The following is a 25,037-nucleotide window of genomic DNA, read 5'->3' as shown; positions in this document are numbered from 1 at the left end:
GGGGTCAATGGCACATTTAGTGGACTTCAGAGGCCCATCTGCGCGCGGAGGTCGAGGACTCGGACCGCGATGGTACCCAGGGCAATCAGGGCTACTGCGGCCACGGAGAGCCAGGCGAGGGATATCCCGGCACGAGGCTGCGCGCTGTTGCGGTTGGGTAGGAACACCAATCCGGCGGTGGCTGCCGCTCCGGCGACCAGTCCGCCCATGTGGCCCCACAGCGAGATGCTGGGGATGGAGATGCTGATGAAGATGTTCAGAGCGATCACGATCAGGACCGGGGTCGGGGAGCGCTTGAGTCGCAGCAGAATGACGGCCTGCGCACCGAGCAATCCGAATACGGCACCCGACGCGCCGGCGGTGGCTGCGAGAGGGTTCTCGAACAGCATGACCGATGCACTGCCACCGAGCAGCGACAGGAAGTAGACGGCGAGATAGCGGCTGCGGCCCAGCACCAGTTCGACGTCTCGGCCGATGATGTAGAGGGCGAACATGTTCACCAGCAGGTGAATGGGTCCTATGTGGATGAACCCGCTGCTGAGGAGGCGCCACACATCGCCGTCCGCGACCAGCAGACTGTTCAGTGCCCAGGCGTCGGCCAGCGAGGATCCGCGGAAATTGCTCATGAGGTCGCCGGATTGAGCGGCGGTGATGCCGAAGATCACGACGTTGATCGCGATCAGCGCGAAGGTCAGGGGTGTCTTGGCGGTGCGTGTCATCGGCGCGCCGGCGACCGTACGTGCGGTCCGGACGTTCTTGTTGCCGTCGCGAACACAGTCGACACAGTGTTGCCCGACGGCCGCGGGCTGCAGGCACTGTGGGCACGCGGGCCGGCCGCATCGAGAGCAGGCCAGGCCGGTCGGGCGATCGGGATGTCTGACGCACACCGACTGGGGTGGGTTGGGCTGGTCGCCGTACGCGCCACCCCAGCCGGGGTTTGTCATCGTGTAATTCCTTCTACAACCGAATCAGGCGATGGTGATGCTGTTGATGACGACCTCTTCCACCGGGCGATCGCCGCGGCCGACCTGCGTGCTCGAGATGGCGTCGACGACCTTCTTGGACGCCTCGTCGGTGACCTCACCGAAGATGCTGTGCTTGCGGTTGAGGTGCGGGGTCTTGCCGGTGGTGATGAAGAACTGCGAGCCGTTGGTGCCGGGGCCTGCGTTGGCCATGGCCAGCAGGTACGGGCGGTCGAAGGAGAGCTCCGGGTGGAACTCGTCCTCGAACTTGTAGCCCGGTCCGCCGGTGCCGGTTCCGGTCGGGTCGCCGCCCTGGATCATGAAACCGTCGATGACGCGGTGGAAGACTGCGCCGTCGTAGAACGGTCCGGTCTTGGCACCCGACGCGTTCTGCGTCGTGTATTCCTTCGACCCGTCCGCGAGACCGACGAAGTTCGCGACGGTCTTGGGGGCGTGATTGCCGAACAGTTCGATGACGATGTCGCCGCGGTTGGTGTGCAGCGTTGCCGTTTGGGTCTTGTTTGGTGAAGTCACGCTCACCATCGTGCCATCTCGAGCGACCGGGTAGTTCACAGGTGGTGTATCGGGAGGGTCGATCGGGGCGCTGTTGTGGAACAGTGTGGGCATGACGAGCACAACGAAAACCGAGCGGGTTCACTCCTCCACCGGTACGGCGGCGTCGACGCTGCTCGGTGCCGCTTCCGTCGTGAGCAAGGGCCCTGCCGGAGTGGGCCTGTTGCTCGCCAAACGCGGCTACGGTCTGGCGCGTAAGCAGGCTGCGCAGCGTCGCGCGGCAACCGCCGAGCGCATTGCCCGGGCCGATCTGACCAAGGCAGCTCTCACGACTGATCGGACACCGGGAAACAAGCGTCGCGTCCTGGCGCTCGGAGCTGCCGCTGTCGTCGTCGGAGGTGTCGTGTTCTACCTCAGCCGTCGCCGCCACGAGGTGCCGCCGCCCGCAGATACGCCGCCCAGCCTGGTCGATTACGAAGACGAGTCGACGTCACAGGTATAGAAGCTTCTGTAGTAGATCGAACAGGCCCGGCCGGGGCCTGCTTTCTGCATCGTCACCCCGGCCGGCGACGACCAGCGCGACGTTGTGTTCGACGCTCGAACCGTCCGTGAGGTAGTCGCCGTGACCTGTCGTGCCCGGACGCCCGTCGCCCTCGTCGGTCGCCAGTTGGGTCACTCCATCGAGTGTGCCGGGATCGCGACCGAAGGCACCGATGTCGGCAACGATGTCCCCGCGCGCCTCCGCCGCGAAAACGTGACCGTCGGGAACCTGTAGGTCGGTCACACTGTCGGTGCCGAGGCCAGGTGATCCGAGGGCCACGAACTCGTCGACGCCGGTGCTCTCGTGCAGGGCAGCGGCTGCGGTCAGTGATCCGTACGAGTGTGCGAGCACCGACAGATGTGGATCGTTCGACCGGGCCACGTCGAGGCCCTCCAGAAAGGGCACCAATCGCGTCGCCCCTGCGTGCGCTGCTGCATCGGATACGACGGTCCGATCTGGATCGAGCAGGCCCCATCCCAGCTGTGGTGCCTGGTAGTTCATCCACGTCACGGCTGCGACGGTGGGCGTCGGATCCTCCGACAATGTCTGCTCCACAGTAGTTTTGAGATCTTCCAGGTCGCCGTCGTAACGTACCGCGTCTCCGTGGACGGTCGAGCCGAGGCCGGGTACGAACACCGCCACGTGTGTTGCCGTGTCGACGTCACCTATCGCAATCGTGGCAGTGGTCTCCGCATACGTCGAATTGTCGAGCGCCAACAGTTGCCTGTCACCCTGCGCCAGAGTGCTCTCGATCGCGTCGAGCGAACTCAACCGTGTTCGCGTCTGTTCCAAGCCGGCGTCAGCATCACTGAATAATCCTCCGAAAATGTTGTCCTGCAATTGGTTTCCGAGTTCACCCGCCACAGCCTGCAGTCGGAGGCGCTCACTGGCAAGTACCCGACGGTTCGCTGAATCCCGAATTCGACCCGGTAATCCGTCGAGATTGCCGATGAGAGCCGGGTGCTCGACGAGCAGCCGAGTGCGCTCGGCGGGCGAGAGAGCGCTCCAGAACGCCGCATTCGTGGCCGGGCTCCCGTCGACCGGCACTACCGATACCCCTGCCGTGGTCAGTTTTCCCGGTGAGATGTCGCCGGCGAGGCGTCGGGCAAGATCGTCGTCGAACGCGGTCGCGGCTCGCATCAGTTGGGTGATGCGTTCGGCCAACTCGGTGCAACGGCGACGCCGATCGCGAATGGTCGACGACAAGTCGTGCTGCGCAACCGAATACGACGTCAGCACGTCGGTCACCGAACCGTCGCGTCGGATATCGAAGTGCTCGCGCGCGGCGTCCGCTTCCACAGCGGTCAGCGCCGAGACGAGTCCGGCCATGTCGATGGCCGCCGGACCGGTGCACAGCGCTACCCGCAGTAGCTCCGTCGCACAGTTCCCCACCTGCGCACGGAGAGCTCCGATGGCATCTCGGTATGCCGTTGCCGCGGGGCCCTGCCATCCGTCGTCGACGACGGTCTCCAGCAGTGAGCTGTGCACGGCGGTCAATTCACGCCAACTGTGCATGAACCGATTCGAGACGGCGGTCAGCGCCTGACTGTCCCATGATCTGACGTCATCGAGCGTGACCATCGCAATCCCCCCGCAGAGTTGTCGTCGTACTCGACGAGTCAACGTCAGCGAGACGGTGCAGAGAGGAATCTATCCCCAGGCTGTGGATGAAATCTGGGGATAACGGGCACATCGGTGTATCGCTACACGATTCTGCGTACCGGCCCGCGATGTCCGTCGCCGGGCTCGGTATGGCGAGACGCCTTCGGGGGACGACTCCGTTTGGCGCGGTACAGGTCTGCGTCTGCGGCGCGGTAAATTTCACCCCATCGGCGGCCGGCAGGCATACAGGCCAGACCGACGCTCCACTCGGCTCGATGGGATCGACGCAAGCCGTCGATGACCTGCCAGGCTTCGGCCTCGAGAACCCCTGGCATGAACAGGACGAATTCGTCTCCGCCGAGCCGGCCCAGAACATCCCGTTTCGTCAGTTGCCCCTTCCACGCCTTCGAGACGCGAGTGAGCAACACGTCGCCGGCAATGTGGCCGTACTCGTCGTTGATCTCCTTGAAGTTGTCGAGATCGAGCACCGCCAGACTCACCGTCAGACCACGAGCGGCGCACGCGGGCAACATCTTCTCGATCTTCGACTCGAAACCGAATCGATTGAGCAGGCCCGTCAACGCATCATGAGTGGCCGAATACCGCATTCGACGCGCGAACACCCCGAACACTTCCGTTGCGCCGACGATGCCCAGGGCGACCAGAATGTAGCTGATGAAGGGCGTGCCGTAGGGGGCGACAGCGGCACCCACGACCGCAGACACGGCCAGCACCGCAACCCATATTCCAGCGTCGCGCTCGGACCAGAACGCACCGATGTGCATACCGAGGAACATCGCCGCTTGCACACAGATCAAGAACGCGGGCATCGTGTTACTACTGCCCAATGCACAGGCAAGCGCGCCCACCGACAGAGCGGTGGCGGTGCCGACCGCATGCTTGGGACTCGGCGCTCCTGCCCGGGCGAGAACAACGATCGCCCCCGGCCCCAGAACCACTGCGAGCGCGGCGAAAAGCTGCTGCGGACCGGACAGGTCCGACCACGATGCGATGCCGTTCGCGATGTATAGAACCGTGGTCACCGCGGCGAATACCGCCAGCATCCGGCCGGACTCGTCGAACCTGAATCTGCTCACCAGCAAACACCGTCGACTACGCGTGACGCCTCACCGAGGCACGCAACGAACCGGACACCACCGCTCACGCGATTCCCCCCAGGCACCATCGGCCCTCCCCACGCACTACGACCATCGCCTCATCGAGCCCACCCGTGACCGGACTCTAACACCTCCGAGCTTCGATCACGACCCGCAGCAGCGATTCCGTAGCAGGTCAGGACGCTTTCTCGGCCCGCGCTGCCTCCCGCGCCAACAGGCGATCGCGTGATTCCTCGAACTTCGTCGCCTTCGCCTCGAGATCCTGGACGAATGCGGCCAGACGATCGCGATCGCGTTCGCCCTCTCCACTGAAGTCGTTGCGCTCGAAGATGTTCCATTTCCGCAGCACCGGCATCAGCACCTCGTCCAGATGCTGGCGGAGATCGTAGATCCCGTGCTTGGCCAGGATCATGGCGTTCTTGCGGAAGTTCGGCATGTTCAGTCCCGGCATCTGAAAGTCCGTCGCGACATCGGCGATGGCACGCACCATCTGGTCCGGGACCAGGTCGAGCGACGCCTCGCCGAGGTTGCGGTAGAAGATCATGTGCAAATTCTCGTCGGCGGCCACCCGGGCCAGCATTCGATCGGCGATCGGGTCACCACAGGCCAGACCCGTGTTGCGGTGGGACACGCGTGTTGCGAGCTCCTGGAACGTCACGTACGCCACCGAATGCAAGAAGTTGGAGCCGTCCATCGGGGCATCGACACCGACCGTCATGTGGTGCATCCGAGCCCGCTCCAGCTCGACCGGGTCGACGGCGCGTGTGACGACCAAGTAGTCGCGCATCACGATCCCGTGACGGTTCTCCTCCGCGGTCCAACGGCCCACCCAGGTGCCCCAGGCTCCGTCCAACGAGAAGTTGTCGGCCAGACCGCGGTGGTACGACGGCAGATTGTCTTCGGTCAACAGATTGGTGATCATCGCTGTGCGAGCCAACTCCGACAACGACGACTGCTCCAGCGACCAGTCCTCTCCGCCCATCGCCGCAAAATTGCGACCCAGATCCCACGGCACGTAATCATGCGGATGCCATTCCTTCGCCATCGACAGATGGCGATTCAGGTTGGCTTCCAACGTGCCGTCGAGTTCGGTCAACAGCTCTTCATGATCGAGAACACGCGTCATCTGTGGGGCTCCTCCGAGAAATATGAGACGCCCGAACCGAAGACCGATCCGAGACGCCGAGATCGAACGACGGCACACCCCCCTGCGGTGCGCCGTCGCGACCTGTCCCGTCGATCCGAGAACCGACGCTGCTGTACCCGAAGAACGCTAGGGACCGCGGACGTGATGCGAAACGAATCGAACAATGATCTGGATATCTGGGCACCGATCTCGACAGCGGTTGGTCCGAGTCACAACAGTGGTCGATGCATCCCAGACACTCCGCCGGGACTCGATGTCACGTTCGGTGGACTTTTCGGGGGTCAATGTCACATCTAGTGGACTTGGGGTGAGGGGCAGTCGAGGGGACTTGGGGTGAGCGGCAGTCGAGGGGGGACACGAAAAAGGACGCCCATCGGAATGGACGTCCTTTTGATTGTGGAGCCTAGGAGATTCGAACTCCTGACATCTGCCTTGCAAAGGCAGCGCTCTACCAACTGAGCTAAGGCCCCGGGTGTTGCTGTCGAACGTGCACGAACTTTACACGTTCTCTCCGAGCGATTGTCACCCGGTGGAGATGCTGTGCCAGACGCCTTCCGAGCTGCGCGTGGAGCGCACCTTCGATACTGTCAGCACTGCGATCACCACCGAAGCAACAAGAAGAAGGATTTTCACGTCCTGCCTCTTTTCGTTCGTTCGGTGTGGGCCTAGGAGGACTTGAACCTCCGACCTCTTCCTTATCAGGGAAGCGCTCTAACCGCCTGAGCTATAGGCCCTCGATACTGCTTCGGGCCGAAGAATTGCTCTCCTCGAACCGAGGGATGAGATTACCGTATCGGGCCGCTGTCTTCCAAAACGGCCCGATACGGCAGTCGTTCATGCTGGTCAGTCGCGATCTGCCAGCGTCACTTCGACGCCGCCGACCAAGTCCGACGACAGGTTGTAGATGAAGGCACCGATCGTGGTGAGTGCGGTGAACAGTACGACATTGATCACACCGATCACTGCCGCGTAGCCGAACACCTGACCGGCGCTGACGAGTCCGCCGTCGCCGGATTCGTTGACGATCTCGGTGAAGGCACTGTTGAGTCGGTCCCACACACCCATGCCGTCGAGCACGGCGTACAGCAGGCCGACGGCCACCATCCACACGAAGAACAACGACACAGCGATGACCAGAGCGATCTTGAGCGTCGACCAGGGATCGATCTTGCGAATCTGAATCGTCGCCCGCAGAGGATCGCCGTCCGCGCTGGGTACCGCGGTGATAGCGGTGGGGGCTGCGCGATCGGCTGCCGTCGGCTCGGGATGCCGGGTGGCAGACAGATCCGGCATGTCCTTCGCCAGATCTTTGCGCTCGATGTGCCGGGTCGGCCCGTCGATCACGGCCGCCTTCGACCGCGCTGCCTCGCGTCGTTCGGTCTTGTCCTCACCCGATTCACGCTCGCCCGATTCACGCTGGCCCGATTCACGCTGGCCCGGCGCTGCCGAGGCGGCTGCAGCTGCCACTGTCGAACGATCGAACTCACCTGTTGCCGGCAGTGCGGTGCCGCGCCCGGACAGGTTCGTCTGAGGTTGGTTCTGGGGCTGCTGACGGTCGTCGGGCCCCTGCTGTGCCGGACGCTGGCCGGGGCCGCGCTGCCAGGGCGGAGTGCCGGAACCGCCCTGCGGGCCGTCTCCGCGCTGAGTCGGTATCGCCTGGGTCGGTGCCGGAGCCTTCGACTCGGCCGACCCCTCGGCGGCCGTAGCTGCGTCATTGGCGGGACGCGGCGGCGATGCGGGACCGGACGGTCCCTGACCCTGCGGCGGCTGGCCGTTGGCGGGGCGACCGCCGTCGGCGTTTGCGGTACCCGGCTCACCGGGCCGACCGTTGGCCGCCTGGGGCGGGCGAGACTGAGCCGGTCCCTGCGGTGCCGGTCCCTGCTGAGGTACTCGCGGCGCCGGTCCCTGAGGTGCCGGCTGACCCTGCGGTGCCGGTGGGCGCTGCGGCGGCGGTCCCTGCGTCGGGCGAGGCGGGCCGGCCGGACCACCTTGTGCCGGGCGTGCCGGTGGCCGAGCACCCTGCTGCGGTGCCGGTGCTCGCCCGGCCGCGGGTGCCGGACGCGTCGCCGGCTGGGGGCGACTTCCCGGTCGGGCACCTTCGGGGGGTGCCGGACGCGATGGCTGCTCGGTCTGCGCAGCGTCCCTGCTGTCCGGTCCACCCGTGGGGCCGGGCCTGCTGCCAGGCCGGTTGGGAGTGCTCACTTACGACTCCTTCGGTGCATCGTCTTCGGGACCTGCTGCGTCCGGTTCGATCTCGTCGGCGTTGCGCGCTATCGCGAGCAGTGTGTCGCCTTCACCGAGATTCATCAACCGCACGCCCTTGGTCTGTCGGCCGGCTTTCCGAACCTGCTTGGCAGCGGTTCGGATGACGCCACCACTGGACGTGATGGCGTACAGCTCGTCCTCGTCGTCGACGATGAGAGCTCCCACCAGCGTGCCACGCTTGGGGTCGTACTGGATTGTCAGTACTCCCTTTCCGCCGCGGCCCTGCTGCGGGTAGTCCTCCATCGCGGTGCGCTTGGAATAACCGCCCGACGTCGCGACCAGCAGGAACTTGTTCTCGCTGACCACGTTGAGCGAGAGCAGCTCGTCTTCGCCGTTGAAGCGCATGCCCTGGACACCGGAGGTGGCGCGGCCCATGGGTCGCAGTACCTCGTCGGTGGCCGAGAATCGGATCGATTGGCCTTGAGCCGAGACGAGCAGCAGGTCGTCGTCGGACGATGCCAGAACTGCCCCGACCAGCTCGTCCTCACCGCGGAGGTTGACGGCCACGATGCCGCCGCTGCGGTTGGAGTCGAAGTCGGTCAGACGCGACTTCTTGACCAGACCGCCCTTGGTGGCGAGCACCAGGTAGGGAGCATCTTCGTAGGTCTTGATCTGGATGACTTGCGCGATGCGTTCGTCGGGCTGGAACGCCAGCAGGTTCGCGACGTGCTGTCCGCGCGCAGTGCGGTTGGCCTCGGGCAGCTCGTACGCCTTGGCCCGGTAGACGCGTCCCTTGGTGGTGAAGAACAGGATCCAGTCGTGCGTCGAGCAGACGAAGAACTTGCTGACGATGTCGTCCTGCTTGAGGCCTGCTCCCTGCACGCCCTTGCCGCCGCGCTTCTGCGACCGGTACAGATCGGTTCTGGTGCGCTTGGCGTATCCGGTCTCGGTGATCGTGACGACCACGTTCTCCCGGGCGATCAGATCTTCGTCGTTGACGTCGCCGTCGGCAGCGATGATGCGCGTGCGACGGTCGTCGCCGAACTTCTCGACGATCTCGGCCAGTTCGTCTCGCACGATCTGACGCTGACGCTCCGGCTTGGCCAGAATGTCCTGCAGGTCGGCGATGGTGCGTTCGAGTTCGGCCAACTCGTCGATGATCTTCTGGCGCTCGAGGGCTGCGAGGCGCCGCAGCTGCATGTCGAGAATTGCCTGCGCCTGGATCTCGTCGATGTCGAGCAGATCGATCAAGCCCTGCTTGGCGAGATCGACCGTCTGCGACGCACGGATGAGGGCGATGACCTCGTCCAACGCGTCGAGCGCCTTCACGAGACCGCGCAGAATGTGGGCCCGCTCCTCGGCTCTGCGCAGGCGGTACCGCGTACGACGAACGATGACGTCGAGTTGGTGAGTGACGTAGTACCGGATCATCTGATCGAGCCGCAGGGTGCGCGGCACGCCGTCGACGATCGAGAGCATGTTGGCACCGAAGCTGGTCTGCAGCTGCGAGTGCTTGTAGAGGTTGTTGAGCACGACCTTGGCGACGGCGTCGCGCTTGATCGTCACGACGATGCGCATACCGACGCGGTCCGAGGACTCGTCGTCGATCTTCGAGATACCGGACAACTTGCCGTCACGGACCTGCTCGGCGATCGAGGTGATCAGGTTGTCGGGGTTGACCTGGAAGGGCAGTTCGGTGATGACGATCGTCGTGCGACCGTTGGAATCTTCCTCGATCTCGACGACGCCGCGCATGCGGATCGAACCGCGGCCGGTCGAGTACGCATCCTGAATTCCCTGGCCGCCGACGATGAGTCCGTGGGTGGGGAAGTCGGGACCCTTGACGCGTTCCATGCAGGCCGCGAGAGTCGCTTCCTCGTCGGCCTCGAAGTTGTCGAGAGCCCAGAACACCGCGTCGCCGAGTTCACGCAGGTTGTGCGGCGGAATGTTGGTGGCCATACCGACGGCGATACCGTTGGAGCCGTTCATCAACAGGTTCGGCACACGCGACGGAAGTACCGTCGGCTCTTGGGTTTTGCCGTCGTAGTTGGGGATGAAGTCGACGGTTTCCTCGTCGATGTCGCGCAGCATCTCCATGGCGAGCGGAGTCAGGCGTGCTTCGGTGTATCGCATGGCGGCGGCGCCGTCGTTGCCGCGGGAGCCGAAGTTGCCCTGGCCGTCGACCAGTGGGTACCGCATCGACCACGGCTGAGCCAGACGCACGAGCGCGTCGTAGATCGAGGTGTCGCCGTGGGGATGGTAGTTACCCATCGTTTCGGCAACGGGTCGTGCGGATTTCACGTAGCTACGGTCGGGACGGAAGCCCGAGTCGTACATCGCGTACAGCACACGTCGGTGCACCGGCTTGAGACCGTCGCGGACCTCGGGAAGCGCGCGGCCGACGATGACGCTCATCGCGTAATCGATGTAGCTGCGCTGCATTTCCTGCTGGATGTCGACCGGATCGATCCGGTCGCCGCCCTCGGCGTTGGTGGTCGAGCCCGGCGGGGGCCCGACCGGCGGTTCGGTGATGTCAGACATAAAAGATCTCCTCGAAAACGGTCGTCGGACGCACCGACACTGAGTGCGGTGCGTCCGAGAAACGACTAAACGTCAAGAAAGCGAACATCTTTCGCGTTACGCGCGATGAAGCTTCGGCGGGCGGACACGTCCTCGCCCATCAGGACGCTGAACAGTTCGTCCGCGGCCGCGGCATCGTCGAGAGTGACCAGACGAAGAACTCGCACTGCCGGGTCCATCGTGGTTTCCCACAGCTCCTTGGCGTTCATCTCGCCGAGGCCTTTGTAGCGCTGGACGCCGTCCTCGACGTTGATCTTGCGCTTGTTGGCGATACCGGCCTCGAGCAGACCGTCGCGCTCGCGGTCGGAGTACGCGAAATCCGGTTCGCCGCGGCTCCACTTGAGCTTGTACAGCGGCGGCATGGCCAGGTAGACGTGACCGTTCTCGATCAGCGGCCGCATGAACCGGAACAACAGGGTCATCAGCAGGGTGGAGATGTGCTGGCCGTCGACGTCGGCGTCGGCCATCAGCACGATCTTGTGATAGCGCAGTTTGGCGATGTCGAACTCGTCGTGAATGCCGGTGCCGAACGCGGTGATGATCGACTGGACCTCGTTGTTCTTGAGGACACGGTCGATGCGGGCCTTCTCGACGTTGATGATCTTTCCGCGCAGCGGCAGGATCGCCTGGAACATCGAGTCACGGCCGGATTTGGCCGAGCCGCCGGCGGAGTCGCCCTCCACGATGTAGATCTCGGACTTGCTCGGATCGTTCGAGCGGCAGTCTGCGAGCTTGCCGGGCAGGCCACCGATATCGGTTGCGCTTTTGCGCCGCACCAACTCTCGCGCCTTACGCGCGGCCATGCGGGCCTGCGCGGACGAGACCGCCTTGTTGATGATGGTCTTGGCATCGGCCGGGTTGGACTCGAACCAGTGCGAGAGGTGCTCGTTGCACGCCTTCTGCACGAACGAGCGAATCTCGGTGTTTCCGAGCTTGGTCTTGGTCTGTCCCTCGAACTGGGGCTCCCCGACCCGCACCGAGATGACGGCGGCGAGGCCTTCACGGATGTCGTCGCCGGTGAGCTTGACGTCCTTTTCCTTGACCAGTTTCTTCTCGATGGCGTACTTGTTCACCGTCGATGTCAGCGCAGTACGGAAACCCTCCTCGTGGGTACCGCCCTCGTGCGTGTTGATCGTGTTGGCGAAGGTGTGCACCGATTCGGAGTAACCGGCGTTCCACTGCATCGCGATCTCGACCTCGTGGCCCTCGCCCTTGCCGGTGAAGCCGACGACCGAGTTGTGAATCGCGGTCTTGGTGCGGTTGATGTGCTTGACGAAGTCCACCAGACCGTCGGGGTAGTGGTACGTCCGCTTACGAACCTTGGCCGGCTTCGCGTTGGCCGCGTCGGCCTGCTCTTCCTCGGCGGTTTTCGGTGCCTCGGCGGTCTCGCCGAGTTCTTCCTCGGTCGCGTCGGTGGCCGCCACTCGCTCGTCGGTGAAGTTGATGGTCAGTCCCTTGTTGAGGAACGCCATCTCCTGCAGGCGACGGTGCACGGTCTCGAAGCTGTAATCGAGGGTCTCGAAGATCTTGCCATCGGCCCAGAACCGCACCGTGGTGCCGGTCTCCGTGGTGTCGCCGACGGTCTCGAGTGGGCCGGGCTTGGCGTAATCGTACGTCTGCTTGTAGCGGTGACCGTCACGTGCGATCTGCAGTTCGACCTTGGTCGAGAGTGCGTTCACGACGGAGATACCGACACCGTGCAGACCGCCGGAGACGGCGTAGGAGTCGGAGTCGAACTTGCCACCGGCGTGCAGCTGGGTCATGACGACCTCGACGGTGGGAACACCGGAGGAGTGCATGGCGACGGGGATGCCGCGGCCGTCGTCCTTGACCTCGACGCTGCCGTCTTCGTGGATGGTGACGTCGACGGTGGAGGCGTAGCCGGCCATGGCCTCGTCGACGGAGTTGTCGACGACCTCCCAGATCAGGTGGTGCAGGCCTCGTTCACCGGTGGAACCGATGTACATACCGGGCCTCTTACGGACTGCTTCCAGGCCCTCGAGGACCGTGATGGACGAAGCGCCGTAATCCTTGCTGTTCTCACTGTTACCTGACTTCTGGGCAGCCACGGTTAGCTGGTTCTCCTTCTACGCGTCCACTACCCCGCTCACACCTGCTGTAGGTGCTACCGCAGGGTCGGCACGGTCGTTTCCGCCGTGCTCGGTCCATGCGTTTGTTCCGGGCTTGATGTCGTACCGGTCCATAGTACTGGGTGGCTGCGACAGCATGGGGACGATGACACCCCTAAAAGGCCCCTGATTGCTTCACAGGCGCATTTTCTCGACATCGGACGACAAAGATGAAGGGTAAAACCGGCGATTCGGCTACAGATCGAGGACGATCCGTTCTCCGTCCGACCGCGAGACACAGATCAACATCTCGTGCCGCTGCTCCTCGGTCGTCAGCCGATTCTCTCGATGCTGCGGTGTTCCGCTGAGCACTCGCACCCGGCACGTGCCGCAGAAACCCTGCTGGCACGAGTACGCGACATCCGGCCTGATACGTCGAATGGCATGCAGTGCAGTCTCTTCCGCACCGACCGACAGAATTTCGCCGGAATCGACGAGCTGCACTTCGAATTCCGTCCCGTTCTTCACCGGCGGAGGTGAGAAGCGCTCGAAGTGCAGATGCGTGGCCGGGAGGGCGTCGAACGAGGCGCGAACGAGGTCGATCATCGGCGGCGGACCACATACGTAGACCGAACCGCCGGGGGCCGTCGATCCCAACAGATCCATGCTCGACGGCATGCCGTCCACGTCGTCGGTGCGCACGGTAACCCTGGCGGGATCCCAGCCCTCGATCTCGTCGAGAAACGGCATCGACTCGCGGGAGCGGCCGCAGTAGACGAGGTGCCAGTCCATGCCCAGATCGCGGGCACGGCGCACCATCGAGATGATCGCGGTGATGCCGATTCCACCGGCGACGAATACTGCCTGTTCGGACGGTACGAACGGAAACCCGTTGCGCGGCCCCCTGATCGACACCGCAGTGCCGACCGTCAGCGCGTGCATCTCCGGAGATCCGCCGCCGCCGTCCGGCACGAGTCGTACTGCGATCGAGTACGTGTCGTCGCTGGGCAATCCGCACAGGGAGTACTGCCGACGCCGACCGGAGGGAAGGTAGAAATCCAAGTGCATTCCCGGTGCCCACGGCGGCAGAGCCGACCCGTCAGCGGCGGCGAAGGTCAGCTGGACGACCTGTTCGTCGATGCACAGAACGTCACGGGAGACCAGTGTCAGTTCTCGGGTACGCGCGACGGGAGGCGCCGCGAACGAGGCGTCGTACTCACCGTTGTCGAGGAGGGCGAACCACTTGTCCAGTGCATCGGTGACCAGCGAGACCGTCTGATCCGGCTCGTCACGCCCGTACAGATTCTGTGGAATCGTGCGGCCTACTCGGAACGAGTCGACCTTTCGAGCCATCGCGTCGAGCCTGCTCCGCAACGTGCGTTTGGTCATCGATCAGCGGACCGCGCCGCCGGCGAGGTGGCGAGATACTGCACGGCCTGGGCCGTCGAGCCTTCCTGAGACGGGTGATATGTGCTCTTGAAGTACCGCAGGGACGCCTTGACCATGGACATCGGCGTCGGAAACAGACCGGACTTGGCGACGCGTCGGAATTCACGGAACGACGGCGTGCGCTCCTTCGGCGACAGATGCGCCAACGTCGGATCCTGGCTCATGAGGTAGCGCACGCCACGCGTCCAGAACCAGACGAGAGTGGGTGCAATGACCACGTAGGTACGGATACGCCGGGCCGGCCGAACGTCGAAGTAGCGCATCACCTCGTATGCCACCGAACGATGCTCCACTTCTTCGGCGCCGTGCCACCGCAACAGATCGAGCATGACCGGATCGACGTCGGCTTCGTCGAGCTCGCGCGCGTTGAGGACCCAGTCGCCGAGGAACGCGGTCAGATGCTCGGCGGCTGCGATCAAGGCCAGCCGCTCCACCAGGCTGTTCTGGCCGTGGCCCGAGCGATTGCCGAGTGCGCGTCCGAACAGGAACTTCATCTGGTCGACGTACGGATCGACATCGATGCCGTGGGCCCGAAGCTGATCGTGGACCTCGGTGTGGGCCTGTGCATGCATGGCTTCCTGGCCGATGAAGCCGATCACGTCGTCGCGCAACTGATCGTCGTGGATGAGCGGCAACGCCTCTTTGAACGTGCGCACGAACCACTCCTCGCCCTCGGGCAGAAGCAGGTGCATCACGTTGATCAGGTGGGTGGCCAGGGGATTGCCGTCCATATAGTGCAGCGGCAGAGTTTCCCAATCGAATTCGACGTTCCGAGCGTGCAGAACCACTCTGTCTTCGGGGGTCCCATCGACGTCGACCGCCGTTGTCGACGCCTTCTTCGTAGGTGCAGACACAACTTCTCCTCGTCCGATGGCCGCATGGAACAGTATTCGGTCCCCCGACCGTTGCGTGTCCCGAATCACGCTACGCATACCAACTGTCTCACAGCAACACTGCCCCCAACATCTGTTGAGGATCACCTGGACCAGGGGCTACGTCGAAGGCGCATTGGGAACAGTCACTATCCGTAGGTGTCCCGCGGACCACGACCTTTGACGTGGCGCTCGCCTTTTCGCCAGCTCTGCGTCGTCGGCCCGGTGATCCGAAGCGACGTCACCACACCGTGGCCCACCGCCGCCGCGATCTTCGCCAGAATCTGCGACTGCATCAATCGAAGCTGCGTCGCCCACGCAGTCGACTCGGCGGAGATACTGAGCACTCCGTCCTTGAGGCCGGTGGGGTCGGCGTGTGCCGAGATGTCCTCACCGACGACGCTGGGCCACCGCCCCAGCACGGCACCCTCGGATACCTTGGCCGACCAACCGCGTTTGGACGCGATCGAATTCGCCAGTGCGCCGAACGCCTGCGGATCTCGATCGTCGGGGCCCGCCCCCGACCAACCCCGTCGTCGACGCCCCCGCAGTGCCCGGACACCCCCGGTCGGTGACGAACGACCTTGACCGACCGACTTGCCGCTCGCCTTGGCCGCAGCCCGGGCATCTTCGAGCGCCCGACGCGCAAGGTCGACGCCCTTCAACTCCGGCTGCTCATCCGGTGCCGGTGAATTCGTGTCGTCGCTCATGACACCTCACTCTCCGACGTCGACAGCTCGGTGATGGTCGAAATACGGCCTGCTGCACCGGAATCGGATCCCTGACGAGCCTCGACACCGTAGCGTCGTGCATCGAGTTCGGGTGGCACGTCCTCTGGAACCGCGGCGGTGATCAGTACCTGTTCCGCGTCGGCCGCGACCGCCGCCAGGGCCGTGCGCCGCTTGCGGTCGAGCTCGGCGAACACGTCGTCGAGCATCAGGACGGGGTCGGTCCCGTCCTCGCGCAGCAACGAAAAGGAGCCGAGCCGAAGAGAGAGTGCGTACGACCACGATTCACCGTGGCTGGCAAAGCCTTTGGTGGGTCGGTCGCCGAGCATCAATTCCAGATCGTCTCGATGGGGACCGACCAGACACACCCCACGTTCGATCTCTCGCTGCCTCATCACCGAAAGCTGGTGTAGGAAAGCAGCTTCCAGCACGTCGACGTCGTCGGACTCCGGTGCTCGGCCGGCATCGGAGAATTCCGGCGGCAGTGCCTCGGCGAGACTGCAGCGATAGGACAACGTGGCGAGCCGCGATTCCGGCGCGATCGACTCGTAGGCCTGCTGCACGAAGGGCATCAGCTCGTGTACCAAAGATATTCTGGCCGACAGCAATCGGGCACCGTGGGCAGCAAGATGGCCGTCCCAGACATCGAGCGTGGCCAGAGCGCTCGAGCCGTCGGTGGACGACGAGCCTCGGCGCAACGCCCCGCTGGCGGTCTTGAGCAGTACCGACCGCTGACGCAGCACCTTGTCGTAATCTGAACGCACAGCGGCCATTCGAGGAATTCTGGTGGTGAGCAGCTCGTCCAGATACCGCCGGCGCTCACTCGGGTCGCCGCGCACCAGAGACAGGTCCTCGGGTGCGAACAACACACTCTGGAGCACACCCAGAATCTCTCGTGGCCGACGCAGCGGAGACCTGTTCATCCTCGCCTTGTTCGCCTTGCCCTCGAGCAGTTCGACGTCGATGATCAACTCGCGTCCGTGGTTGACCACGGCGCTGCCGACGAACGCGGTGGACGCACCTGCCCTGATCATGGGCGCATCGGTCGAGACCCGGTGCGAGGACAGCGTCGACAGATAACCGAGTGATTCCAGCAGGTTGGTCTTACCGTGGCCGTTGGGCCCGACGAACACGGTCGATCCCGGGCCCAGGTCGACGATGACGTCGTCCCAGGACCGGAAATCGTGAAGTTGCAAAGACCGGACGAACACTTACTCGGTGTTCTTCGGCGCGGGTGCGCGCAGTGTCTCGTCCGCATCCGCCTTCTTGACGGCATGCCCGCCGAACTGGTTCCGCAACGCCGACACTGCCTTCATTGCAGGCGAATCTTCTTGTCGCGAAGCGAATCTCGCGAACAGAGCTGCGGAGATGACCGGGGCTGGTACGGCATGCCGAATGGCCTCCTCGACGGTCCATCGACCCTCGCCGGAGTCCTCGGTGTACCCCGAGATCTCACTGAACTCCGGATCCTGACCGAGTGCCTCGACCAACAGATCGAGCAGCCACGACCGCACGACGGTGCCCTTGCTCCAGGCCCGCAGTACGCCCTGCACGTCCTGCACCAATTCTTCGGCCTCGAGGATCTCGTAGCCCTCGGCGTACGCCTGCATCAGACCGTATTCGATGCCGTTGTGCACCATCTTCGAGTAATGCCCGGCACCGACAGGGCCGGCGTGGACGAAACCGTCCGCGCGCTCCCCTTCCGGACGCAGGGCGTCGAAGATCGGCATCGCGCGTGCAACGTGCTCGTCGTCGCCGCCGACCATCAGGCCGTAGCCGTTCTTCAATCCCCAGACACCGCCCGAAACTCCGGCATCGATGTAACCGATTCCCTTGGCGTCCAACAGTTCTGCGTTGGGCTTGTCGTCGGTGAAACGTGAGTTTCCACCGTCGATCACCAGGTCGCCCGGTTCGAGAACATCCCCGAGCCCGATGATGGTGTCCCGAGTGATCTGGCCGGAGGGCACCATCACCCACACCACCCGGGGAGCGGTGAGGGATTCCGCGAGACCGGCGAGCGACGGAGTGTCCGTCACCTCGGGCCTCGGGTCGTAACCGATGACCTCGTGGCCGTGCTCGCGCAGCCGCTCGCGCATGTTGAAGCCCATTTTTCCGAGACCGACCAAGCCCAGCTGCATGAGGAAGCGTCCTTGTCTGTGTCAGGTGTAATTCCGGTCGAGCGGGAGTGGAGTCGGCGGAACGACTCGTCCGATCCCGCAACTTCAACAGTAACCAGGCAGGATCAGCCCGGCAGCCTGACCGGCATCAACAGATAGGTGTATTGGGACTGAGGCGCCGCGAACTTGCCGGAATCGTCGGGCACCAGCTCCTCGTCCGACGTCGGACGCAGCACTGCAGGCCGACTCGGGGTGGTGAAACCGAACGTGACCTTTTCGCTGTGCAAGGAGGACAGGCCGTCGATGAGGTACCCCGGGTTGAACGCAATGGTGAGCGCCTCACCCTGGAAGTCGGCCGGCAGAGCTTCCTCGGCCCGGCCGGCATCGTCGCCGCCTGCCGAGAGCAGCACACCTTCGGCGTTGAATTCCAGGCGCACCTGCGCACCGCGTTCGGCGACCAACGCCACGCGCTTGATGGCCTCGACCAGCGACGCGATCTCGAGTGTTGCGACGGCGGTGTGCTCTGCCGGGAGCAACTGACGGAACTTCGGGAATTCCGCATCGAGCAGACGCGTGGTCGTGCGGCGCCCGTCGCTGACGATTCCGAGCAAACCGTCGCTCCCGATGGAGGAACCCGAACCGAGAGCGAGCTCGACGGGCGAACCCGCGTTGCCGCCGAGAGTCTTGGCCGACTCGGACAGGGTCTTCGCCGGAATCAGCACTGCAGTGGTGGTGTCGGCGCCGGCGGGAGTCCAGTCGACCTCACGAACCGCCAACCGGAATCGGTCGGTCGCAGCCAGCACGACGTTGGTGCCGTCGATCTCGACACGGATACCGGTCAGCATGGGAAGCGTGTCGTCCTTGCCCGCCGCAATGGCGACCTGGGCAATTGCCTCGGAGAAGACATCACCGGCCAGCGAACCGGTGTTGCTGGGCAACTCGGGTAGCTGAGGATAGTCCTCGACCGGCATCGTCGGCAGCGAGAATTTTGCGCTTCCGCAGTTGACGAGAACGCGAGTCCCGTCGACGGTGACGTCGACGGGCTTGTTCGGCAACGACTTGGTGATATCGGCAAGTAGCTTGCCCGACACCAGAACTCGTCCTGCGGTGGCCACTTCGGCCGAAACCTTCACCTGGGCGGAGACCTCGTAATCGAAGCCCGAGACCGTCAGACCCTGTTCGTCGGCAGCAAGCAGAACGCCACCGAGAACGGGAACGGGCGGCCGGGACGGCAGGCTGCGGGCCACCCACGCCACGGAATCGGAAAAATCTTCACGAGCAACGCGAAACTTCAAACTTCCAAGCTCCATCGCTCGGCATTTCCTCTCGTTCGGGGCATTCGTGTGCACAGTCGAGCGGTGCGACCACGATCGTCGCGGCTCCAACCGATGCAACGACGAGTCTGGCACATCCAGCGCAAGCACACCGTATGCCCTTCGAGACGAAGTTGAAAGCTCGGGCGAGGCCGCGAAGGGCACCGATGCGGTCGTCGGAAGGGGGCTGTGAACGGATCGTTCCCCAACACCTGTTTTCAAAGAAGTTCTTTCAAGGAGAAAACAGAAGTATTAATAGGTCCTGTGCAATCTGTGCATGGAGCCCTCGCGACGCTGGTGGCTAGGCGTGGTGTCGTGGGGATGAACTCGGGACCAATCTGCGGTTGACGGACGGCTGCCTGTGGACCAATCGCATCGGTGCACAGGCGCCCACATTCCATCCCCAGAAGTCGACGGTTGTCCACATGGTTATCCACAGGTGTGAATCAATGGTCGTCGGCTCCGAAATGTCATCCGATTCGGCCCAGAATCGGCGCGGAATCGACCCAGATTCGATCCGGAATCGACTGGAGATCGTGTTCGATCGACGCCCGAGTCGAACCGAGGCGGCACCGATCACCGACGAAAACGGCGACGGCACCGACCCCCGCGATGGGAATCGGCGCCGTCGCCGTCGTTGCCGAAGGACTGTGGAGCTATCGCTTCGAGCGCTGCTTGATACGCGCCGTCAACTCCTGGACCTGGTCGTAGACCTTGCGACGCTCGGTCATTTCCTTGCGAATCTTCTTGTCCGCGTACATCACCGTCGTGTGATCTCGGCCGAACGTCTGACCGATCTTCGGTAGTGACAGGTCGGTGAGCTCTCTGCAGAGATACATCGCTATCTGCCTGGCCATGGCCAACGCTCGGGCCTTACCCGGCCCGCACAGGTCCTCGATGGAGGTGTCGAAGTACTCCGCGGTGACGGCCATGATCGTGGCCGCGTTGATTTCCAAGCTGGACGAATCGGGAATCAGGTCACGTAGGACGACCTCGGCGAGGGTGAGGTCGAGGGCCTGTCCGTTCAACGAGGCGAATGCCGTCACGCGAATGAGGGCGCCTTCGAGCTCGCGGATGTTGCGCTCGATGCGGCTGGCGATCAGCTCCAGGACGTCGTGCGGCACGTCGAGTCGATCCATCCGAGCCTTCTTGCTCAGAATGGCGATCCGCGTCTCGAGCTCCGGTGGCTGGACGTCGGTGATCAGGCCCCACTCGAAGCGGGTACGCAGCCGCTCCTCGAGGGTCGCCAACTGTTTGGGTGGTCGGTCGGACGAGACGACGATTTGCTTGTTGGCGTTGTGCAGCGTGTTGAAGGTGTGGAAGAACTCTTCCTGGATACCTTCCTTGCCCTCGATGAACTGAATGTCGTCGACCAGCAGCACGTCGGTCTCGCGGTAGCGGCGCTTGAACGCCACCTTGCGGTCGTCACGGAGACTGTTGATGAAGTCGTTGGTGAATTCTTCGGTGGAGACGTACTTCACGCGCATGCCCGGGAACAGGCGCTGCGCGTAGTGACCGGCCGCGTGCAGCAGGTGCGTCTTGCCCAGGCCCGATGCCCCCCACACGAACAACGGGTTGTACGCCCGGGCGGGTGCTTCGGCGATGGCGACCGCGGCGGCGTGCGCGAACCGGTTGGAGGCGCCGATCACGAACGTGTCGAAGGTGTACTTCGAGTTGAGGCTGTTGGCACCCGACGACGGTGGCGTCGACTCCGGTGGTTTGGTGAAGTACGTCGGCCACGAGTTCTGGACGCTGGCGAGGGCTTCCCGCTCGTCGTCCACTTCCTCGTAATCGGCGGTCTCGGAGTCCGACGGCTCGTCGTCTCTGCTGGTCAGGACGCGGCGCCGGTACGTCGGGGAACTGACGGCATCGGGATACGTCGAGCGCTCGGTTTCGAGCTTCTCGTCCTCGGGGGCGGAGATCCGAACGCCGAGACCTTCGACACCCTGTCCCAGATGACGCCCCAGGGCTCCCAGGATGGGTTCGCGCAGGTCACGTTCGATCGCTTCCTGAGCGAAGGTCGACGGGACGGCGAGCAGAGCGAAGCCCTGAGTCAACGTGAGCGGTTTGACCAGCGCGAGCCAGGCCTTCTGGCCCTTGGTCAGCGGCGACCCACTGTGTCGGTCGGACGTCAGCTCCGCGACTACCTCGGGCCAGATGCGCGCAAGCGCATCCGGATCGTCGTTCACGTCGATCCCTCCGTCGTCGAGCTTGTAGGTCTCGCCGGACTCCGACAACCGATTCGGTGCGGCGTTTCGAACCCGCGCAACCGCGTCGTCGGATAGCGTCGTCGATCGTGCGCCTCCGCGGCCGAGACAAGGGTCCTTCGGTGGACCCCGCAAGGTACGAATATGCCACCTGAACTGTGTTTCCACACAATTATCCACAGGTGTGGATAAACGACACCGATGTGAGCCCAACCGTCACCGAGTGGCGTGGTAGTACGTATACGACAGTCTGACCTGCGGCGATAGCCATTGTCAGTCGTTCGATCGCAGCAACGACCAGTTGCGCGGCGCCGCGGAACGACAGATATTGTCGACTCTTCGGCCCGTCCGAGGTCTCGTCGTCCGTGGCCTGTGTATGAATCGACGGATCGGTCGATGTCGAGCGAGTTTGACCACCGGTGACTCGATCAGTACTCTCGAACAGTCACCCAATAGCGAGGTGGCCGATGCTTGCTGGCTGCTCACAGTCTGTCTTCACTCGGATTTCTCGCTCGGGAGGCTAGCGAGTTCATCCGAACTCGCTGAGAACCTTTACAGCAGGCGCCGACAGATCGGCGTCTTCGAATCTCGAGGAGTGTTGACCGTGGCCAAGGGCAAGCGGACGTTCCAGCCGAACAATCGCCGCCGCGCGCGCGTTCATGGCTTCCGTCTTCGTATGCGTACCCGTGCGGGTCGTGCAATCGTTTCCGCACGTCGCGGCAAGGGCCGCAAAGAACTCACAGCCTGATAACCGTTCGTCCGAAGCTTGGAGCTCGGGATGCTTCCTGAGCCGAATCGGCTGCATCGCGCACGTGACTTCACCGTGGTGATGCGTCGAGGACGCCGAATGGGTAGATCGGACCTGGTCGTACACGCAGTTGCGCGTCACGAGCAGGACATCGCATCCACCGTTCATGGTCCACGTTTCGGATTGATCGTCAGCAAGGCAGTCGGGCCGGCCGTAACTCGTCATCGAGTTGCGCGCCGGCTTCGGCATATCTGTGCTGAGGTGATCGACGGGCTCGCGGTGAACACCGACGTGGTCATTCGAGCACTTCCGGGTGCTGCGCATGCATCCTCGGCAGATCTACACGTTCAACTGCGTTCAGGTTTGAAGAAGCTCGGTCTACTCGAAGCTCCGAAGGGTCCGCCGTCATGACATTCATGGGCAACCTTCGTTCCATTCCTGCTCGAACTCTCGTCTACTGCATCGTGTTGTACCGGACCTATGTGTCCCCGATGCGGCCCCCTACCTGTCGCTTCTCCCCCACCTGCAGTGAATACGCCATCGAGGCGCTCCAGGTGCACGGGATGCCGAAGGGCTCGCTCCTGGCAGTCGTCCGCCTCCTCAAATGTGCTCCCTGGCACTCTGGAGGCTGGGACCCGGTGCCCGAACCCGGTAGGTGGCGCGCAACCGTCACCGAGCTGACCGAAACCGAAGAACACCACGATCTCCTGCGAGTGGAAGAACAGAGGAGTACATAGAGCCGTGCTCGACTTCATTTACTACCCGGTTGCCTGGATTCTCTGGGTGTGGCACAAGGTGTTCGGCTTTGTGTTCCAGGATCCCAGCAATGGCTTCGCCTGGGCATTGTCCGTCGTCTTCCTCGTCTTCACCCTCCGGCTGATCCTGTACAAGCCCTTCGTCAAGCAGGTCCGCACGACGCGGCAGATGCAGGAACTGCAGCCGCAGATCAAAGCGCTGCAGAAGAAGTACGGCAAAGACAAGCAAAAAATGGCCGTCGAGATGCAGAAGCTGCAAAAAGAACACGGCTTCAACCCGTTGATGGGCTGCCTCCCCGTGCTGGCACAGGCACCGGTGTTCATCGGCCTGTTCCACGTGCTTCGCTCGTTCAACCGCACCGGTACCGGTGTCGGGCAGCTCGGCCTGAGTCCGGAAGAGAACCGCGAACTCTCGAATTATGCGTTCAGCGTTGCCGATGTTCAGTCGTTCCTGGATGCCCGCCTGTTCGGCGCTCCCATCTCGGCCTGGATCACCATGCCGCAGGATCAGCTCAACGCCTTCGCCGTCGGTCCCGACGCGACCATTCCGTCCACGTGGGTCATCGCGGCTGTGTCCATTCCCCTGATGATCATTGCGGCCGTCATGACGCACCTGAACTCGCGTGCGTCCGTGGCCCGGCAGAGCGCCGCCGCGGCCGCAAACCCGCAGTCCGCCATCATGAACAAGCTCGCCCTCTACGTGTTCCCGCTGGGTGTTCTGGTGTTCGGTGCACTGTTGCCCGTCGCCATCCTGCTCTACTGGGTCAGCAACAACACCTGGACCTACGCGCAGCAGCACCTGGTGTTCGGCAAGATCGACAAGGAAGAGGCCGCCAAGGTAGCGGCCGCCGTCGAGAAGCGCTCGGAGAATGCGCCCAAGCCAGGAGTGAAGCCGGTCTCGACGACAAAGCCCAAGCCCGGTGCTCGGCCGAAGCTCTCGAAGATGGCACCGGCGGATGACGAATCCACTACCGATACTGCAAGTACCGGGACGGACTCTTCGTCAGGGTCTGCCACCCCGAGCAAACCGCGACCGCAGGCGAACAGGAACAAGTCGACCAAGCGCAAGCGGCGCTGACCGACACGTCGAGAGAAGGACGAACATGGCAGCGCACGCCGAAGAAGCACAGAACGACGAAGTACGGAACGCAGCAGCTGGGGATGGAGTGGGTGACGTGATGGTCGAGACCGATCAGGTGAGTGCCGTCGAGACGGAGTCCGACGACGAAGCTACTGTCGACGACGCCGTACAGAAGACTCCGTCGGTCCCCACGAGTGTCGATGACGCTGCGGATTCGGATGATGGTGAAGACGACGAAGACGACGAGGATTACTTGGTCGAGGAAGGCGAAATCGCCGGCGACTACCTCGAGCAGCTTCTGGACGTGCTCGACTTCGACGGAGACATCGACCTCGACGTGGAGGGTGATCGCGCGATCGTCAGCATCGACGGCGGAGACGATCTCGCCAAGCTCGTCGGTCGCAAGGGCGAGGTACTCGACGCTCTGCAGGAACTGACCCGTCTGGCTGTGCAGCAGTCGACGGGCGAGCGCAGCAAGCTGATGCTCGACGTCGCCGGGTGGCGTGCCAAGCGACGCACCGAGCTCGGGAACCTGGGTGCCGAAGCAGCACGTCGAGTACTCGAATCCGGAGAGCGTGAGGAACTGACTCCGATGACTCCGTTCGAGCGCAAGATCGTGCACGACGCAGTTGCCAAGATCGACGGCGTTGCGAGCGAAAGCACCGGCGTCGAACCCGCTCGACGGGTCGTCGTCGTCAAGGCATAGCGACACTTTCGATAAGCGATGGCCCCCACTTCGGTGGGGGCCATCGTCGTTTGTGTCGAAAGCTCGGGCTTGAATTGCATGGATGTAATTTGCCTTGGGCGTTAGCGATCGGATGGGCTCCGAGAGCGAAAAATAATGGGCCCATCGGTATCGGACGCTTTCGTCACTGTGACGGGTGGTTGCAGGGCGGCTCTGCCCGTGATTCCACGTGACGGACGATGTTTCACGTGAAACGAACGCTGAGGCAGATGTCGATTGATAGGTCGAGGTGGCTCGCCCTTGTGGCGGTCATACGCACGCCGATCATGCGACCGGATCCCGTTT

21 protein-coding genes and 2 tRNA genes are annotated in these 25,037 nt (G+C 63.5%); 6 read left to right on the top strand and 17 right to left on the bottom strand.

Going from position 1 to position 25,037, the window contains the following annotated elements:
• Positions 1 to 26: 26 nt before the first annotated feature.
• Positions 27 to 944, bottom strand: coding sequence for a rhomboid family intramembrane serine protease (locus RFA01S_RS01295; protein ID WP_032407754.1), 918 nt, complete (start codon positions 942 to 944; stop codon positions 27 to 29).
• A 24-nt stretch (positions 945 to 968) separates the two neighbouring features.
• Positions 969 to 1,505, bottom strand: a complete 537-nt coding sequence (locus tag RFA01S_RS01290) for a peptidylprolyl isomerase (RefSeq protein WP_094621787.1) — start codon at positions 1,503 to 1,505, stop codon at positions 969 to 971.
• A gap of 82 nt (positions 1,506 to 1,587) precedes the next feature.
• Between RFA01S_RS01290 and RFA01S_RS01285 the strand changes: the two genes are divergently transcribed.
• On the top strand, positions 1,588 to 1,977 hold the full coding sequence (locus tag RFA01S_RS01285; protein ID WP_032400889.1) for a hypothetical protein: 390 nt from the start codon (positions 1,588 to 1,590) through the stop codon (positions 1,975 to 1,977).
• Here RFA01S_RS01285 and RFA01S_RS01280 read toward each other — a convergent pair.
• The 15 genes from RFA01S_RS01280 to dnaA form a co-directional block, all read right to left on the bottom strand.
• On the bottom strand, positions 1,966 to 3,597 hold the full coding sequence (locus RFA01S_RS01280; protein ID WP_052060780.1) for an alpha/beta hydrolase: 1,632 nt from the start codon (positions 3,595 to 3,597) through the stop codon (positions 1,966 to 1,968). The genes RFA01S_RS01285 and RFA01S_RS01280 overlap by 12 nt on opposite strands.
• Before the next feature lie 122 nt (positions 3,598 to 3,719).
• Positions 3,720 to 4,715: a GGDEF domain-containing protein gene (locus RFA01S_RS01275; protein ID WP_238325140.1), complete on the bottom strand. Its 996-nt coding sequence runs from the start codon at positions 4,713 to 4,715 to the stop codon at positions 3,720 to 3,722.
• Positions 4,716 to 4,911: 196 nt separating this feature from the next.
• Entirely contained in the window at positions 4,912 to 5,862 is a 951-nt protein-coding gene (locus RFA01S_RS01270) for an acyl-ACP desaturase (RefSeq protein WP_032367964.1), read from the bottom strand.
• Between the two features lie 418 nt (positions 5,863 to 6,280).
• Positions 6,281 to 6,353 (bottom strand) — tRNA-Ala (locus tag RFA01S_RS01265).
• A gap of 190 nt (positions 6,354 to 6,543) precedes the next feature.
• Positions 6,544 to 6,617: transfer RNA gene (locus RFA01S_RS01260), tRNA-Ile, on the bottom strand.
• A gap of 109 nt (positions 6,618 to 6,726) precedes the next feature.
• Positions 6,727 to 8,085 (bottom strand): DUF3566 domain-containing protein, encoded by a 1,359-nt coding sequence (locus tag RFA01S_RS01255; RefSeq protein ID WP_072691973.1) that lies wholly within the window; start codon positions 8,083 to 8,085, stop codon positions 6,727 to 6,729.
• Complete coding sequence (gene gyrA, locus RFA01S_RS01250; protein WP_027494992.1) at positions 8,086 to 10,629, bottom strand: DNA gyrase subunit A; 2,544 nt, start codon at positions 10,627 to 10,629, stop codon at positions 8,086 to 8,088.
• Between the two features lie 65 nt (positions 10,630 to 10,694).
• The gene (gene gyrB, locus RFA01S_RS01245; RefSeq protein WP_027494993.1) at positions 10,695 to 12,737 is read right to left on the bottom strand and encodes a DNA topoisomerase (ATP-hydrolyzing) subunit B; all 2,043 of its coding nucleotides are present in this window, start codon (positions 12,735 to 12,737) and stop codon (positions 10,695 to 10,697) included.
• Between the two features lie 255 nt (positions 12,738 to 12,992).
• Positions 12,993 to 14,090, bottom strand: a complete 1,098-nt coding sequence (locus RFA01S_RS01240; RefSeq protein ID WP_032407753.1) for a PDR/VanB family oxidoreductase — start codon at positions 14,088 to 14,090, stop codon at positions 12,993 to 12,995.
• Positions 14,091 to 14,122: 32 nt separating this feature from the next.
• Positions 14,123 to 15,040, bottom strand: coding sequence for a metal-dependent hydrolase (locus tag RFA01S_RS01235; RefSeq protein ID WP_032371404.1), 918 nt, complete (start codon positions 15,038 to 15,040; stop codon positions 14,123 to 14,125).
• 167 nt (positions 15,041 to 15,207) lie between these two features.
• Positions 15,208 to 15,768, bottom strand: a complete 561-nt coding sequence (locus RFA01S_RS01230) for a DUF721 family protein (protein ID WP_027494996.1) — start codon at positions 15,766 to 15,768, stop codon at positions 15,208 to 15,210.
• Positions 15,765 to 16,997 (bottom strand): DNA replication/repair protein RecF, encoded by a 1,233-nt coding sequence (gene recF, locus RFA01S_RS01225; RefSeq protein WP_032407752.1) that lies wholly within the window; start codon positions 16,995 to 16,997, stop codon positions 15,765 to 15,767. Before recF ends, RFA01S_RS01230 begins: the two co-directional genes overlap by 4 nt.
• Entirely contained in the window at positions 16,998 to 17,924 is a 927-nt protein-coding gene (gnd, locus tag RFA01S_RS01220) for a phosphogluconate dehydrogenase (NAD(+)-dependent, decarboxylating) (RefSeq protein ID WP_032407751.1), read from the bottom strand. It abuts the gene before it with no gap.
• A gap of 104 nt (positions 17,925 to 18,028) precedes the next feature.
• Positions 18,029 to 19,213 (bottom strand): DNA polymerase III subunit beta, encoded by a 1,185-nt coding sequence (dnaN, locus tag RFA01S_RS01215; protein WP_032407801.1) that lies wholly within the window; start codon positions 19,211 to 19,213, stop codon positions 18,029 to 18,031.
• A gap of 659 nt (positions 19,214 to 19,872) precedes the next feature.
• Positions 19,873 to 21,405 (bottom strand): chromosomal replication initiator protein DnaA, encoded by a 1,533-nt coding sequence (dnaA, locus tag RFA01S_RS01205; protein ID WP_027495001.1) that lies wholly within the window; start codon positions 21,403 to 21,405, stop codon positions 19,873 to 19,875.
• Between the two features lie 622 nt (positions 21,406 to 22,027).
• On the opposite strand from dnaA, the gene rpmH reads away from it, so the two are divergent.
• The 5 genes from rpmH to RFA01S_RS01180 are packed head-to-tail and all read left to right on the top strand — an operon-like array spanning position 22,028 to position 24,713.
• Positions 22,028 to 22,171, top strand: coding sequence for a 50S ribosomal protein L34 (rpmH, locus tag RFA01S_RS01200; protein ID WP_026347786.1), 144 nt, complete (start codon positions 22,028 to 22,030; stop codon positions 22,169 to 22,171).
• Between the two features lie 30 nt (positions 22,172 to 22,201).
• The gene (rnpA, locus tag RFA01S_RS01195; protein WP_032367623.1) at positions 22,202 to 22,582 is read left to right on the top strand and encodes a ribonuclease P protein component; all 381 of its coding nucleotides are present in this window, start codon (positions 22,202 to 22,204) and stop codon (positions 22,580 to 22,582) included.
• Complete coding sequence (gene yidD / locus RFA01S_RS01190; protein ID WP_027495003.1) at positions 22,579 to 22,908, top strand: membrane protein insertion efficiency factor YidD; 330 nt, start codon at positions 22,579 to 22,581, stop codon at positions 22,906 to 22,908. The genes rnpA and yidD overlap by 4 nt, the downstream gene beginning before the upstream one ends.
• Positions 22,909 to 22,912: 4 nt before the next feature.
• Complete coding sequence (yidC, locus tag RFA01S_RS01185) at positions 22,913 to 24,004, top strand: membrane protein insertase YidC (RefSeq protein WP_032407749.1); 1,092 nt, start codon at positions 22,913 to 22,915, stop codon at positions 24,002 to 24,004.
• Positions 24,005 to 24,029: 25 nt separating this feature from the next.
• Positions 24,030 to 24,713: a Jag family protein gene (locus tag RFA01S_RS01180; protein WP_032385249.1), complete on the top strand. Its 684-nt coding sequence runs from the start codon at positions 24,030 to 24,032 to the stop codon at positions 24,711 to 24,713.
• Positions 24,714 to 25,037 lie beyond the last annotated feature (324 nt).

This window comes from Rhodococcoides fascians NBRC 12155 = LMG 3623 (assembly GCF_001894785.1).
In the GTDB taxonomy this organism is placed as follows: Bacteria; Actinomycetota; Actinomycetes; order Mycobacteriales; family Mycobacteriaceae; genus Rhodococcoides; species Rhodococcoides fascians.
The sequence above is the reverse complement of the archived record's forward strand: the minus strand, read 5'-3'. Positions and strand labels throughout refer to the sequence as shown.